Origin of the sequence: Enterobacter sp. SGAir0187, from assembly GCF_002952735.2 — a bacterium.
GTDB lineage: Bacteria > Pseudomonadota > Gammaproteobacteria > Enterobacterales > Enterobacteriaceae > Enterobacter > Enterobacter quasiroggenkampii.
Genome location: NZ_CP025034.2, coordinates 1402461 through 1417308, shown reverse-complemented (window position 1 = coordinate 1417308; position 14848 = coordinate 1402461). Strand labels below are relative to the sequence as shown.

Annotated in this window: 14 protein-coding genes; 4 read left to right on the top strand and 10 right to left on the bottom strand. The window is 58.0% G+C overall.

Features of this window, described 5'->3' with window-relative positions:
* Positions 1–22: 22 nt before the first annotated feature.
* Entirely contained in the window at positions 23–646 is a 624-nt protein-coding gene (gene tesA, locus CWR52_RS06875; RefSeq protein WP_028015818.1) for a multifunctional acyl-CoA thioesterase I/protease I/lysophospholipase L1, read from the bottom strand.
* Between tesA and ybbA the strand changes: the two genes are divergently transcribed.
* From ybbA to CWR52_RS06860, 3 genes are all read left to right on the top strand, one after another.
* Positions 617–1303 (top strand): putative ABC transporter ATP-binding protein YbbA, encoded by a 687-nt coding sequence (ybbA, locus tag CWR52_RS06870; RefSeq protein ID WP_104949228.1) that lies wholly within the window; start codon positions 617–619, stop codon positions 1301–1303. The genes tesA and ybbA overlap by 30 nt on opposite strands.
* Positions 1300–3714 (top strand): putative ABC transporter permease subunit YbbP, encoded by a 2415-nt coding sequence (gene ybbP / locus CWR52_RS06865; RefSeq protein ID WP_104949227.1) that lies wholly within the window; start codon positions 1300–1302, stop codon positions 3712–3714. Before ybbA ends, ybbP begins: the two co-directional genes overlap by 4 nt.
* Before the next feature lie 183 nt (positions 3715–3897).
* Positions 3898–5043: a porin gene (locus tag CWR52_RS06860; protein ID WP_104949226.1), complete on the top strand. Its 1146-nt coding sequence runs from the start codon at positions 3898–3900 to the stop codon at positions 5041–5043.
* A gap of 90 nt (positions 5044–5133) precedes the next feature.
* On the opposite strand, the gene mnmH is transcribed toward CWR52_RS06860, so the two are convergent.
* The 6 genes from mnmH to ppiB form a co-directional block, all read right to left on the bottom strand.
* Positions 5134–6204, bottom strand: a complete 1071-nt coding sequence (gene mnmH, locus CWR52_RS06855) for a tRNA 2-selenouridine(34) synthase MnmH (RefSeq protein WP_104949225.1) — start codon at positions 6202–6204, stop codon at positions 5134–5136.
* Between the two features lie 85 nt (positions 6205–6289).
* Positions 6290–7357 carry a 5-(carboxyamino)imidazole ribonucleotide synthase gene (gene purK / locus CWR52_RS06850; protein ID WP_104949224.1) on the bottom strand — a complete coding sequence of 356 codons (1068 nt, stop codon included), beginning with the start codon at positions 7355–7357 and terminating at the stop codon, positions 6290–6292.
* Positions 7354–7863: a 5-(carboxyamino)imidazole ribonucleotide mutase gene (purE, locus tag CWR52_RS06845; RefSeq protein ID WP_104949223.1), complete on the bottom strand. Its 510-nt coding sequence runs from the start codon at positions 7861–7863 to the stop codon at positions 7354–7356. Before purE ends, purK begins: the two co-directional genes overlap by 4 nt.
* Positions 7864–8034: 171 nt before the next feature.
* Positions 8035–8244 carry a YdgH/BhsA/McbA-like domain containing protein gene (locus tag CWR52_RS06840; protein WP_047074592.1) on the bottom strand — a complete coding sequence of 70 codons (210 nt, stop codon included), beginning with the start codon at positions 8242–8244 and terminating at the stop codon, positions 8035–8037.
* A gap of 137 nt (positions 8245–8381) precedes the next feature.
* A complete protein-coding gene (gene lpxH / locus CWR52_RS06835) occupies positions 8382–9104 on the bottom strand; it encodes a UDP-2,3-diacylglucosamine diphosphatase (protein ID WP_104950898.1) in 723 nt (240 codons plus the stop codon).
* A gap of 3 nt (positions 9105–9107) precedes the next feature.
* A complete protein-coding gene (gene ppiB / locus CWR52_RS06830; protein ID WP_008499327.1) occupies positions 9108–9602 on the bottom strand; it encodes a peptidylprolyl isomerase B in 495 nt (164 codons plus the stop codon).
* A 174-nt stretch (positions 9603–9776) separates the two neighbouring features.
* On the opposite strand from ppiB, the gene cysS reads away from it, so the two are divergent.
* Positions 9777–11162 carry a cysteine--tRNA ligase gene (cysS, locus tag CWR52_RS06825; RefSeq protein WP_104949222.1) on the top strand — a complete coding sequence of 462 codons (1386 nt, stop codon included), beginning with the start codon at positions 9777–9779 and terminating at the stop codon, positions 11160–11162.
* Between the two features lie 86 nt (positions 11163–11248).
* On the opposite strand, the gene CWR52_RS06820 is transcribed toward cysS, so the two are convergent.
* The 3 genes from CWR52_RS06820 to CWR52_RS06810 all read right to left on the bottom strand — a co-directional run bounded on the left by CWR52_RS06820 (position 11249) and on the right by CWR52_RS06810 (position 14443).
* Positions 11249–11770 carry a metal-dependent hydrolase gene (locus CWR52_RS06820; protein ID WP_104949221.1) on the bottom strand — a complete coding sequence of 174 codons (522 nt, stop codon included), beginning with the start codon at positions 11768–11770 and terminating at the stop codon, positions 11249–11251.
* 73 nt (positions 11771–11843) lie between these two features.
* A complete protein-coding gene (gene malI / locus CWR52_RS06815; RefSeq protein WP_104949220.1) occupies positions 11844–12860 on the bottom strand; it encodes a Mal regulon transcriptional regulator MalI in 1017 nt (338 codons plus the stop codon).
* An 83-nt stretch (positions 12861–12943) separates the two neighbouring features.
* Positions 12944–14443: a PTS transporter subunit EIIC gene (locus CWR52_RS06810; protein ID WP_104949219.1), complete on the bottom strand. Its 1500-nt coding sequence runs from the start codon at positions 14441–14443 to the stop codon at positions 12944–12946.
* Positions 14444–14848 lie beyond the last annotated feature (405 nt).

Genomic DNA, 14848 nt, shown 5'->3' with positions numbered 1-14848 from the left:
ACCTGTCAGGATCTCCGCTTAATCAGGAGTCATGTTTAACTAAAGGAGCTAGCCGCGTTGCCATCCAGTCGGCAATAAACGGCTGCGCATCGCGATTGGGGTGGATCCCGTCGTCTTGCATCCACTGGGGTTTGAGATAGACCTCTTCCATGAAAAATGGCAGCAGCGGAATATCAAACTCTTTGGCAAGCTTGGGGTAGATCGCGCTAAAGGCCTCATTATACCGACGACCGTAGTTGGCGGGCAGGCGAATTTGCATCAGCAGCGGCTGGGCGTTTGCCGCCCTGATGTCCTGCAAAATGGTGCGCAGTGTATTCTCCGTTTGCTGAGGCTGGAAACCGCGCAGGCCATCATTACCACCAAGTTCAACCAGCACCCACCGTGGTTGATGCTGTTTGAGCAGCGCAGGCAGGCGCGACAGCCCCTGCTGCGAGGTGTCGCCGCTGATGCTGGCGTTGATTACAGCCGTTTTGCTCTGCCATTTGTCATTAAGCAGAGCGGGCCAGGCCGCGCTGGCCGCCATGCGATAGCCAGCGCTCAGGCTGTCGCCGAGAACCAGTAACGTGTCCGCTGCCGCCGCGCGGAAAGTCATCAGAATCAAAAACAGGAAGGGCAAATGCCAGCGGAAAACAGTGTTGAAGTTCATCATCTTAAGAAGTCCGTCGGTCAGGGGGAGCACGAGCTTTCCATCCTTACCGGAGTTGAACTCGTTGTCAAACGCGCTGAAACCATTGCGCTGATTGGCGAATCCGGTTCCGGTAAGTCCACGCTGCTGGCGATTTTAGCCGGTCTGGACGACGGCAGCAGCGGTGAGGTCCACCTTGTCGGTCAGCCGCTGCATCAGCTTGATGAAGAGGCGCGGGCCGCGCTGCGCGCGCGTCACGTTGGTTTTGTCTTTCAGTCCTTTATGCTGATCCCGACCCTGAACGCCCAGGAAAACGTCGAGCTCCCGGCGCTGCTGCGCGGTGAAAATAGCCGTGAAAGTCGCGCTCACGCGAAGGCGCTGCTGGAACAGCTCGGTCTGGGTAAACGTCTCGACCATCTTCCCGCCCAGCTTTCCGGCGGTGAGCAGCAGCGCGTGGCGCTGGCCCGCGCGTTTAACGGCCGCCCTGAGGTGCTGTTTGCCGATGAGCCTACCGGTAACCTTGACCGTAAAACCGGCGACCGGATTGCCGACCTGCTGTTTTCGCTCAACCGCGAGCACGGCACTACGCTGATCCTCGTGACCCACGATCCGCAGCTCGCCGCACGCTGTGACCGTCGCCTGCGGCTGGTCAACGGTGTTCTTCAGGAGGAAGCATGATTACCCGCTGGTTCTGGCGCGAGTGGCGCTCGCCCTCGCTGCTGATTGTCTGGCTGGCGCTCAGCCTGGCGGTGGCCTGCGTGCTGGCGCTCGGCAGCGTCAGTGACCGCATGGAAAAAGGGCTCAGCCAGCAGAGCCGGGAGTTTATGGCGGGAGACAGGGCGCTGGAAAGCTCCCGCCCCGTGCCGACGGGCTGGATTGAAGCAGCGCGCAAAGAAGGGCTGAAGGTGGGAGAGCAGCTCACCTTCCAGACCATGACCTTTGCGGGCGACACGCCGCAGCTGGCCAGCGTCAAGGCCGTCGATAATATCTACCCGATGTACGGTGACTTGCAGACCCGCCCGCCGGGATTAAAGCCGACGCCCGGTACGGTGCTGCTGGCATCGCGTCTGATGGCGCTGCTGAACCTGAAACCCGGCGACAGTATCGACGTCGGTGACGCTACCCTCAGGATTGCCGGGGAAGTGGTGCAGGAGCCCGACGGCGGATTTAACCCGTTCCAGCTTGCGCCGCGCCTGCTGATGAACACCGCGGATGTCGCGGCCACCCATGCGGTACAGCCGGGCAGCCGCGTTACCTGGCGCTATAAGTTTGGCGGCACGCCTGCCCAGCTTGACGCATATGAAAAATGGCTTCTGCCGCAGCTCAAACCGGAACACCGCTGGTACGGGCTGGAGCAGGACGAAGGGGCGCTCGGTAAATCTCTGGAGCGCTCTCAGCAGTTCCTGCTGCTGTCGGCTCTGTTGACCCTGCTGCTGGCGGTGGCGGCGGTGGCCGTGGCGATGGGGCATTACTGCCGCAGCCGCTACGACCTGGTGGCGATCCTCAAAACCCTGGGGGCTGGCAGGGCGCAGCTGCGCAAGCTGATCGTCGGCCAGTGGCTGATGCTGCTGGTCCTGTCGGCGCTGACCGGCGGAATAATGGGGCTGCTGTTTGAAAAACTGCTGATGGTGATGCTAAAACCGGTGCTCCCGGCCGCCTTGCCACCGGCCAGCCTCTGGCCGTGGCTGTGGGCGATGGGCGCGATGACGGTGATCTCGGTGCTGGTGGGGCTCCGGCCTTACCGCCTGCTGCTCGCCACGCAGCCGCTACGCGTGCTCCGTAACGATGTGGTGGCGAACGTCTGGCCGCTGAAGTTCTACCTTCCGGTGATTATTGCGGTGGCGGTAGGGCTGCTGGCGTGGTTGATGGGGGGCAGCACGCTGCTGTGGGCGGTGCTGGCCGGGGCGGTTGTGCTGGCGCTGCTGTGCGGCGTGCTGGGCTGGATACTGCTTTACCTCCTGAAAAGGGTGACGGTAAAATCCCTGCCCGTGCGCCTGGCGGTCAACCGTCTGCTGCACCAGCCCTGGTCTACGCTCAGCCAGCTGTCGGCGTTCTCGCTGTCGTTTATGCTGCTGGCACTGCTGCTGGTGCTGCGCGGCGATCTGCTCGATCGCTGGCAGCAGCAGCTTCCGCCGGAAAGCCCGAACTATTTCCTGATCAATATCGCCCCTGAGCAGGTTACGACGCTGAAGGGTTTCCTGGCGGAACATCACATCATCCCCGAGTCGTTCTATCCCATCGTTCGCGCGCGTCTGACGCAGATCAACGGGCAGCCAACGGAGGGGAACAAGGACGAGTCGCTGAACCGCGAGCTGAACCTCACCTGGCAGGAGAAACGCCCTGACCACAACCCGATAACCGCCGGCACCTGGCCGCCAAAAGCGGGAGAGGTGTCGATGGAGGAGGGACTGGCGACGCGCCTGAACGTGAAGCTGGGAGACAGCGTCACCTTCACCGGCGATACCCAGGATTTCACCGCGAAAGTCACCAGCCTGCGTAAAGTGGACTGGGAAAGCCTGCGGCCCAACTTCTTCTTTATCTTCCCGCGGGGGGCGCTGGACGGGCAGCCCCAGAGCTGGCTGACCAGCTTCCGCTGGGAAAACGGCAACGGCATGCTGACCCAGCTAAACCGGGAGTTTCCGACGGTCAGCCTGCTGGATATTGGGGCGATCCTGAAGCAGGTGGGGCAGGTACTGGAGCAGGTGAGCCGCGCGCTGGAGGTCATGGTGGTGCTGGTGACGATCTGCGGCGTGCTGTTGCTGCTGGCCCAGGTGCAGGTGGGCATGCGCCAGCGCCATCAGGAGCTGGTGGTCTACCGCACGCTGGGGGCCGGAAAGCGGCTGCTGCGGATGACGCTCTGGAGCGAATTTGCGCTGCTGGGGCTGGTGGCCGGTCTGGTGGCCGCCATTGGCGCAGAGACGGCGCTGGCGGTGCTGCAGACAAAGGTCTTCGACTTCCCGTGGGAGCCTGACTGGCGCCTCTGGTTGACTCTGCCTCTCTGTGGCGCTGCGCTGCTTTCTCTCTGCGGAGGCTGGCTCGGCACGCGGCTGTTAAAGGGCAAAGCCCTGTTCCGTCAGTTTGCCAGTTGATTTAGCATGGTGATAATTACGCACCGGATTTTTATGCCGGTGCGTAGTGTTTAAATAGCACAAAGTGATAATACCCACTCATTTAGTAGCACAAAACATTAAAAACCCAACCACACAGCCCGATTATTTCCAGTTAATATTCACCCGCTAAATATTTAGCAGCGTGTCTATTAAGGAAAAATAATGACTATAAAAAAATCAGCGCTGGCGGCAACGATCGGCGCGGCAGTGGCATTAACGACCTTCGCTTCTCAGGCGGAAATCACCGTTCTTAAGCAGGATCCTCAGGCGGGTAACCCGCTGAGCCGCCTGAACTTCACCGTTGGCGGCAGTATTCGTCCTCAGTTCCAGAACATGACCGGCGACGACGGTAAAAACAGCTACAAGCGTAACGGCTTTGACGGCGGCACCCGTTTCCGTTTCGCTGCAGATTACTACCTGTTTGATGACATCAGCTGGGTAAGCTACTACGAGCTGGGTGTGAACATTCCTGCGCAGTTTAACTGGGATCACCACTACGCCGAAGGCGCACACGACACCACGCGTCGTATGCTCTACACCGGTCTGAAGAGCGACACCTGGGGTACGCTGACCTTCGGTCAACAGAACAGCGTTTACTATGATGTGGTGGGCGCGAAAACCGATATCTGGGACTACGACATGATCGCTCAGGCGCCAGGTAACGGGATCAACGGCGACTACGACGGTTCTTACCGTTCACGCCAGATGCTGAAATATAAGAAAACCGTGGGCGATGCTGATATTTATGCATCCTACCTGTTTGAAGACAGTGAATACCTGCCGGGCAACGGCCTGCGCTACAAGCGTAAAGGCGGCGGTTCACTGGGCCTGGATTACCACCTGACTACCGACCTGACCTGGGGCGCCGCGTGGAACTACACCCGCGCCGACATGCGTAACCCGGACAACGGCGACAGCAAAACCTACGACCAGAACATTCTCGGTACCGCGCTGAGCTGGACACCGGACAACTGGACCTTCTCCGCAGGCGGCGGCTGGTATCAGAACTTCCTGACCACCAAAAAAGTGTCTGTTAACGATTACTTTGCGGGCGACGCGTGGGGTATTGAATACTTCGCAGGTTACAAATTCCCAATCGGTCAGTACGCGGTTAAATCCATCCAGCCTTACTTCATGGGTGACCGCATTGAGTACGTGAACGGCCGTAACTACCAGCGCATCGACAACGGCGTGGGTATCAGCTTCCAGCTGGATTACGGTTTCCGCGTGGATTACGAACACGTGTTCACTTCCAGCACCGACAACCTGGGCGACATGAACCTGGTGCGTCTGCGTTACGACTTCTAAGCCGTCTGTTCCCCGGTGGCGCTGCGCTTACCGGGGCTACAACAGTACGCGTAGGCCGGGTAAGGCGTAGCCGCCACCCGGCTTTATTTTTCAGCGATCAAGCCACTCAGCAATTTCTTCGTACGTCCCGCGATACACAATCTTCTCCGCCTTTTTCTCCAGCTGATAGCCGTACATCGGGTCGTAATAGTCCTTCAGGAGCGGCGCAAGCCAGCTGAAGTGCGCGTCCGTGCGGCCAGATCGTTGCTGTTCCAACAGCGCGGAATCTAACAGCGCGGTAAATTCCGCAAAGCGCTGCAGCCCCAGGCGGCGACGAATGGCGAACAGGCCGTGATGCAGGTACTCGCTGTATTCTTTCCAGCCTGCTTCCTCGCCGTAGGCGGCAGAAAAATCCGCCCACATATGGTCGAAATACTCTTCGCGCAGGCGTTCAAGACGGATCTCAAACGGATCCTCTACCACCACGATAGGGGCTTCAACCATGCGGTCGCGCAGGCAGGCTGGCAGGTGGTTAGAGCCAATCATCCGGCCTTCATCTTCCAGCACCCAGCGCGCGGCGTCTTTTTTCAATAGCTCAACCGCAAGGTGATTTTCAAAGCTGGCCTGGGAAAGCTGCGGCGTCAGCGTGCGGCCAAATGACGAGCCACGATGGTGCGCGAGTCCTTCCAGATCGATACCCTGTGCATGCTGCTTCACCAGCAGGGTTTTACCGTTCCCGGTACAGCCGCCAATAAGCACCATCGGCTTTTGCGACTGCTCAATGGTCACCTGAATTGCCGTCTGGCGCAGGGCCTTATAGCCACCGCGGATCAGCGGGTAGTCGATACCCGCCTCTTTCAGCCAGGCCTGCGAGATATGCGAGCGCTGGCCGCCGCGCGCGCAGCAGAGAAAGCCCTCAGGATGGGCAAGGCTGGCTTCGCGCCAGGCGGTGATGCGGGCCTCACGCGTGTCGCCGCTCACCAGGCGATGGCCGAGCGCCAGCGCGGCGTCCGGTCCCTGGCGTTTATAACAGGTGCCGACGGCGGCGCGCTCGTCATCATTCATTAAAGGCAGGTTGACTGCCGCTGGCATCGCGCCCTGGGCAAATTCGATCGGCGCGCGAACGTCGATTAAAGGGGTATCGGACGCGAGGATCGCGCGATAGTCCGTTCCATCGTTCATGGTTATTCCAGAAGAAAGCTAAGCAGCAATGGGCGGGAATTGTACGCCGGGGAAAGAGGAGGTCAACTCCCCGGCGGAGGGATAACTATTTAAGCTTTGACTGTGCCCAGACAATACCGCTTGCGTATTCCGGCGGCAGGAGCGGGATCATGGCTTCCAGCGTGGCGCTCAGACGGCCCGTGTCGCTGTCGTTGAGGTTCAGGTGGCCGACTTTACGACCCTCGCGGACCTCTTTGTCATACCAGTGCAGATGCACCAGCGGCAGCTTCAGCCAGTCGTAGTTCAGATCGGTTCCGATCAGGTTGATCATCACCGACGGGCTGTTCACCACCGGCTGCGGCAGCGGCAGGTCGGTAATCGCACGCAGGTGCAGCTCGAACTGGCTGATGGAGGCGCCGTTTTGCGTCCAGTGGCCGCTGTTGTGCACGCGCGGTGCCAGCTCGTTGATCAGCAGACCAGACGGGGTGATAAAGCACTCCATCGCCATCACGCCCACGTATCCGAGCTCGTGCATGATGGCAGAGAGCATCTCTTCCGCCTGCGCCTGGTGGTCAGCATTGGCCTGCGGGAAGGCCACGCTGGTGCGCAGAATGCCGTCCTGATGGAGGTTATGCGTCAGCGGATAAAAGACGGTATGCCCGTCATGACCGCGCGCGCCAACCAACGACACTTCACCGCTAAAGTTGATGCCCTGCTCAACAATGCACTCGCCGTAGCAATCATCCGGCAGCTCGGCGGTGTCGCCTGCGCGCAGGCGCCACTGGCCGCGGCCGTCGTAGCCACCCACGCGGCGCTTCACGATCGCCAGTTCGCCCAGCATGGCGAAGACGTCGTTCCACTCGTTTTTATCAGACAGTAGCTGCCACGGTGCGGTTGCGAGACCCAGCTTGTCGAAAAGCTGCTTTTGCGTCAGACGGTCGGCAATGATCGGGAACACGTCGCGGTTAACGAAGGCGTTATGACGCGCCAGCTCGCGGGTCAGGGCGGTCTCCGGCCAGCGTTCGATCTCAGCGGTAATGACGCTCTGGTGGAACGGTACCGCTTCCGGCTCGGCGTCCAGGCCGACGGGCCAGACGGAAATCGCCAGCGGTTCGCCAGCCTGACGCAGCATGCGGCCTAGCTGGCCGTTACCGAGAACGCAAACCTGCTTCATGCGGCACCCCGCGGGTCTGGATTGTCCAGCACCTCGTCGGTCTGGGCTTTACGCCAGTCCGCCAGACGCTGATGTAAGTCTTTATCGTGCGTCGCCAGGATCTGCGCGGCCAGCAGGGCGGCATTGGCGGCACCCGCTTTACCAATCGCCAGCGTGCCGACAGGAATACCGCGCGGCATCTGGACGATGGAGTAGAGGCTATCCACACCGCTTAACGCGGCGCTTTGGACCGGAACGCCCAGCACCGGCACCAGGGTTTTGGCGGCAATCATGCCCGGCAGATGTGCTGCGCCGCCCGCACCGGCAATGATCACCTCATAACCGTTCTCTTCGGCGCTTTCGGCGAAGCTGAACAGTTTGTCCGGCGTACGGTGTGCAGAGACCACTTCAACGTGGTGCGGAACATTCAGGATGTCAAAGATTTCGGCGGCGAACTGCATGGTAGCCCAGTCGCTTTTGGACCCCATCACGATGGCGACACGCGCCGGATTATTGCGGGAAGACATGCGTCTTAAAACTCCTGTGGTGCGAAACACACTGCTTTCGAGGGCACAGAGAATAGCATGTTATACGGGCAAGGAAAACGGTTGCGCGGTTAAATCTTGAGCCGTTGTTGCCATCAATTCATAACAAAACAGACCGCATTCTGGCGGTCTGTTTTTGTCGAAGGGCAATCATTATTTCGTCAGTTCAGCGGTCATATACACGCGGTTGTCGACCTTCGCGCTGGTGATTTTGTAAGACGCGCCCTGTTCAGCAGCCTGTGCAGCGATTTTCGCTTCTGCGCGGTCAAGGGTAGAGGCGGTTGCACTCACGCTCTGCGCGAAAGAACCGAAAGAAACCAGGGAGAGGGCCGCAACTGCAACGAAATTTTTGATGGATTTCATGGTCGTATTCCTTAAGTGTATTGTCTGGGATAGGGCGTGTTGCCCTGATGTGATAAATAATAGGCCGACCACGGGCTGATTAAAATCGAAACAATTTGCCAATATTGTTCAAAAAAATAGAATAACATGAAGGGGGGTTAAAACGGAAACGCAATCAGCTCCACACCCTCAGGCGTGACTTTGACCATAGAGCCTTCGCTGTGCCAGGCACCCAACACCACGCGGTGTGCGGGCTGGCCGTTGGCGAGGAGGGAATGCACGTCAGGACGATGGGTATGACCGTGGATGAGCCACTGAACGTCATGCTTTTCCATCACCCGCACGACCGCCTGTGGATTGACGTCCATGATGGTCATGGATTTGCTGCTGTTGGCGGCTTTACTGCCCGCGCGCATTCTGGCGGCGATGCGGTTGCGGATAAACAGCGGCAGGGCAAGGAACACCTTCTGGATCCACGGGGTGTGGACTTTGGCGCGAAACGCCAGGTAGCCGGTATCGTCGGTGCAGAGCATGTCGCCGTGCATGATCAGCACCTTGCGGCCGTAGAGGTCGAGCACCTGTTCTTCCGGCAGCAGCGTCATGCCGCTTTCACGGGCGTAGCGCTTGCCGATCAGGAAATCACGGTTGCCGTGAATGAAGTAGCAGGGGACGCCCGAATCCACCAGCGCGTGAATGGCGGCGGCCATTTCACGGTGCAGCGGGTTAGGATCATCGTCGCCAATCCAGGCTTCAAAGAGGTCGCCCAGGATGTACAGCGCATCGGCGCTTTTCGCTTCACCGCGTATAAAACGCAGAAAACCGGCGGTTATCGCCGGTTCTTCTGTTTGCAGATGAAGATCCGCAATAAAGAGTGTCGCCACCAATTACTCGCTGACGGTCACGCTTGTAATCACAACGTCTTCTTTTGGAACGTCCTGGTGCATACCGCTGCGGCCAGTAGAGACGGCTTTGATCTTGTCAACCACGTCCATACCTTCAACCACTTCTGCGAATACGCAGTAGCCCCAACCCTGCAGGCTTTCGCCGGAGAAGTTCAGGAAGTCGTTGTCCGCCACGTTAATGAAGAACTGTGCAGTAGCAGAGTGAGGCGCCTGAGTACGTGCCATCGCCAGCGTGCCGCGGGTGTTTTTCAGGCCGTTGTTCGCTTCGTTCTTGATCGGCTCTTTAGTGGCTTTCTGGTTCATGCCAGGTTCGAAACCGCCGCCCTGGATCATAAAACCGTTGATCACGCGGTGGAAAATGGTGTTGTTGTAGAAACCTTCGCGGCAGTAGTCCAGGAAGTTTTTAACTGTTTCAGGCGCTTTGTCATCAAAGGTTTTGATTACGATATCGCCATGATTAGTGTGGAAAGTAACCATTTTTGCATCCTGTTCCGTTATTGTGGTACGTCGACCCGCCTTCGGGTCATCTATAGGGGCTTGTTATAGCATAACCACAGGATGCGATCACCTTGCATTGTGTGCTGCTTCGGGTTTGAATTACGGGTAGAATAGCCGGTTTTCAACCACACACGTGTTTACATGGAATCTTCGATGTTAAAAATCTTTAATACAATGACGCGCCAAAAAGAGGAATTTAAACCTATCCATGCCGGGGAAGTCGGCATGTACGTGTGTGGTATTACGGTTTACGATCTCTGTCACATTGGCCATGGCCGTACCTTTGTCGCCTTCGACGTGGTGTCACGCTACCTGCGTTTTCTCGGGTACAAGCTGAAATACGTGCGCAACATCACCGACATCGACGATAAGATCATCAAGCGCGCCAATGAAAACGGCGAAAGCTTTGTCGCGCTGGTGGATCGCATGATCGCTGAGATGCACAAAGACTTCGACGCCCTGAATATTCTGCGTCCGGACAGCGAGCCGCGCGCGACCCACCATATTCACGAAATCATCGACATCACCGAAAAGCTGATCGCCCGCGGTCATGCGTATGTTGCCGACAACGGCGACGTGATGTTCTCCGTGCCGACGGACCCAACCTACGGTGCGCTTTCCCGTCAGGATCTGGATCAGCTCCAGGCCGGCGCGCGCGTTGACGTGGTTGACGTGAAGCGTAACCCGATGGACTTCGTGCTGTGGAAGATGTCCAAAGAGGGTGAGCCAAGCTGGCCATCCCCGTGGGGCGAAGGCCGTCCGGGCTGGCACATTGAATGTTCTGCGATGAACTGCAAACAGCTGGGCAAGCACTTCGACATTCACGGCGGCGGTTCAGACCTGATGTTCCCGCACCACGAAAACGAAATCGCGCAGTCCACCTGCGCCCACGGCGGCGAGTACGTGAACTACTGGATGCACTCCGGGATGGTGATGGTTGACCGCGAGAAGATGTCGAAATCGCTGGGCAACTTCTTTACCGTGCGCGACGTGCTGAAGTATTACGATGCGGAAACCGTGCGCTACTTCCTGATGTCCGGCCACTACCGCAGCCAGCTGAACTACAGCGAAGAGAACCTGAAGCAGGCGCGCTCGGCGCTTGAGCGTCTCTACACCGCGCTGCGCGGGACCGACAGGTCTGTTCCGGCAGCAGGCGGCGAAGCGTTCGAAGCACGCTTCGTTGAGGTGATGAACGACGACTTCAACACTCCGGAAGCCTACTCCGTGCTGTTCGACATGGCGCGCGAAGTGAACCGCCTGAAGTCAGAAGATATGGCCGCGGCGAATGCGCTGGCGTCCCATCTGCGTAAGCTCTCTGCCGTGCTTGGCCTGCTGGAGCAGGAGCCGGACGCGTTCCTGCAGAGCGGTGCGCAGGCGGATGACGGCGAAGTGGCGGAAATTGAAGCGTTGATCAAAGCGCGTCTGGAAGCGCGTCAGGCGAAAGACTGGGCGGCGGCAGATGCGGCGCGTAACCGTCTGACCGAGATGGGTATTATTCTGGAAGATGGCCCGCAGGGAACCACCTGGCGCCGTAAGTAAGTCTGTAACGCCCGGTGGCGCTTACGCTTACCGGGCCAACAGGCAAAAGTAGGCCGGGTAAGGCGCAGCCGCCACCCGGCTTTTTTTTACCGTCTTTTCCACCACAACATTACCATCAGCACCACCCCCGGCAGCCACACCCACAGCAGTTCTGAAATAATCACCTGATGCCCGTACGGCGTGGTATAGCGTGAGAGCGCAAACGGCGCGACCTTGATCACCTGCCACGGCGCAAAGAAGCGTTCATCAGACCACGGCCACAGCCAGCCGACACCTTTCCCGCCTGTGGTAATCGAATCCAGCAGGCTGTGCGACAGCAGTGACACGGTTAAAAACAGCCAGCACCGCGTCAGGCTGGCCCTGAACCATCGTCGTCCAGTCAGTACGCAAAGTATCGGCACCACGAAGGCAAACAGCAGGGAGTGGGTAAAGCCGCGATGGCCGAAAACGTTGCCATACGCGACGCCGAACTTAAACGCCAGCACGTCGGCGTCCGGCAGCATGGCGAGAACAATGCCGGCAAACAGCAGGCGGGGTGGGATAACTTTTGTCCCCAGGCCTAAGCCCAGGCAAAGCGGAACAGCAGCGTGTGTAATGACGGTAGGCATTGTGATTATCCATGGCAAATCATGGAAATATAGCAGTCATTCCGTGCTAAAAAACCTGTGCGAAATTCTGATTTTACGCCGACTCGCGTGCGATAAGCTGCCCGGAGAGCGTAATACGCTGGGTTTGCAGCGTCGGCTCCTTCAGCGTGCGAATAATCAGCCCGGCCGCCTGACGCCCCGTCTCTTCGCTGGCGGACGAGACGTAGGTAAACGAGGGCGAGGTGAGGTTAACGTGGAGCATATCTTCGAAACCGACCAGGGCGACCTGCTGCGTCAGAAACACATCTTTACCCACCGTACGCCCGACCTGATGAATACCGGAGATGGAGCCGATCATGGCATCCGGCGAGTGGCAGAGCAGGGCGGTGATGGTGTTGTTTTTTTCCAGCAGCTGGCGGGTCGCGAAACCCGCTGCCAGCGTGTCATCGCTGCAGGCCGGAGAGTATTCATCGCGCCAGACCAGCCCGTTTTGCGCCATCGCGCTGCGAAAACCGAGCAGGCGCTGTTCGCGGATAAGGCAGCCTTCGCGTCCGCCAATGTAGGCGATATTACGATGACCGCGCTCGATAAGATAACGCACCGCCAGATTGGCCGCCTGTCGGTTATCGCGCATCACCAGATTGCATTTTTCATCCAGCAGCGACTGCGAGACCACCACCAGCGGCAGCGGGCAGTGGCGAATCTTTTCCGGCAGGGTAGAGGTGTGGGTATCCGAGGCCAGATAGATCACCCCTGCGACGCCCTGCTGCTTAAACGACAGCAGGCAACGCTCAAGATGGTCATGGTCGTTCTGGGGCTGACCGAGAAAAACCATATACCCTTGTTTTTCAAGATCCTGGACGATGCTCGCCATCACCTTGATGGAGAAACTGTCGCTAAAGTCACGGAGGATCAGGCCAATCAGGTTGGAGGTATTGGCGCGAAGGTTGGCAGCGGCAACGTTATGAACATAGCCCAGGGTATTGATGGCAGCGTTGACCTTCTCGATCGTTGCCTCTGAGATTTTCCCTTTCTGGCGCAGCACCAGCGAGACGGTGGAAACCGACACGCCCGCGTGCTTCGCGACATCAATAATGCTGACTTTCTTCAAAACCGCTCCCTGAAATTTACCGATTATCAGCCAGATAAAACACGTCTCCCAGCGTACAGGAGACGTGTCGTTCAGGCATCTTATTATTTGCCGATCATGGTGGACATGGTCTGGGCGATAAACTGTGCTCTGGCACCGAAAATCACCTGAATACCGTTGTCGCCGACAAACACCACGCCGCGTGCGCCGAGTCCGTTCAGGCCGTCTTTATCCACCGCCTCGCTTTTTGCCACCTCCAGACGCAGACGGGTGATACAGGCGCCGACGGAGTCTATGTTATGCGCCCCGCCCAGCAGGGTGATGATCTCGGTCGCGAGTTCTGAATCCGATTTCTCATCCGCGTTGGCGGTCACTTCAGTGCGGCCCGGCGTTTTCACGTCGAAACGACGGATCACAAAGCGGAATGTAAAGTAATAAATCAGGCCCATCGGAATGCCGATGATAATGGCATTCAGGAAATTGGTCTGGTAGCCGTTAAACGACGGCAGGATCCCGAATGACAGATAGTCGATAAAGCCTGCAGAGAACGACTTGGCGATATGCGCATGCAGCAGATACATGGTCATGTAGGCCAGGCCCGCCATGATGGCGTTAAAGACGTACAGAATCGGTGCCACGAAGATAAAGGTAAACTCAACCGGTTCGGTGATCCCCGTCAGGAAGCAGGTTAGCGCCGCGGAGAACAGAATACCGGCCGCGATTTTCTTATTCTTCGTATGGGCTTCGTGATACATCGCCAGGCACGCCGCAGGCAGCGCGAACAGCATCAGCGGGAATTCGCCCTGCATGAACTTACCGGCGTTCTGGTAGGTGTCGCTGCTGAAAGATTTCACCCCTTCTTCCAGCATCTTGAACCAGATGGTCTGGTCGCCGTGGATCACCTGACCTGCCTGGGTGGTGTAATCGCCAAACGAATACCAGAACGACGGATACCAGATATGGTGCAGACCGAGCGGGATCAGCGCGCGCTCCACCAGACCGAAGATAAAGGTCGAGGCCGCCTGATTGTCGCCGTTAACGACCACGGAGAGGGCGTCGATCCCGGCCTGGATATGCTGCCAGACGTACGGCAGCAGCAGCCCCATCAGAAACGAGAGGAACGCCGTTGCAATCGCCACGAAGCGCTTGCCGGAAAAGAAGCCCAGGAACTCCGGCAGCTGCATGGTGTGGAAGCGGTTGTAGCACCAGGCCGCGAGAATACCGCAGATCAGGCCGCCAAAGACGCCCATCTGCAGCGTCGGAATGCCGACCACCATGGCGTATTTCCCGCCCTGGGAGGCCATTTCCGGCGTGATGCTCAGCACGGTGCTGATGGTGATATTGGTAACAAACACCGAAACGGCCGCAGACAGCGCCGCGATGCCGGATTCTGATGCCAGGCCCACGGCAGAGCCAATGGCAAACAGCATCGGCAGGTTATCAAAAATAACCCCGCCCGCGTTCATCATCAGCGGCAGATGGAACTTATCACCAAAGGCCAGCAGCAGGCCCGCAGCGGGAAGCAGTGAAATTGGCAGCATTAAGGCGCGACCAATCATCGATAACTTAGACAGCGATTTAACAAACCCTGATATCAGACTCATGCTGATTTCCCCCGAGTAGCGCTTTTTTTTGGCGCTGTTATTGTAAGTAGAACGTTTTAGTAGAACGTTCTACTTATCGTGGGCAAAGCGTGAAAAACGCGCAACTGAATTTTCACTTTTCAACAGATGAAATAGTGATTATTTGAAGTGGATCGATAAATAACCGTGATGGGTGTGAGGGGATTTTTTATCCCCTCTCCCTGCGGGGTGAGGAATCCCCAGTAATTTTATACCTGAAGCGATGCATGTGACTTCAGGAAAATGAATGGCTTACAGCGATGCCCTGGTCCGGCTGTAAATCGCTGAGGCGTTTCCTGTAGGCCGGGGCGAGGCGCATGGATGCGCCGAGAGGGCGGGCTTTACAGGGACGTTACCTCCGCCCGTCCCCGAAAAGCCGGAAGGAAT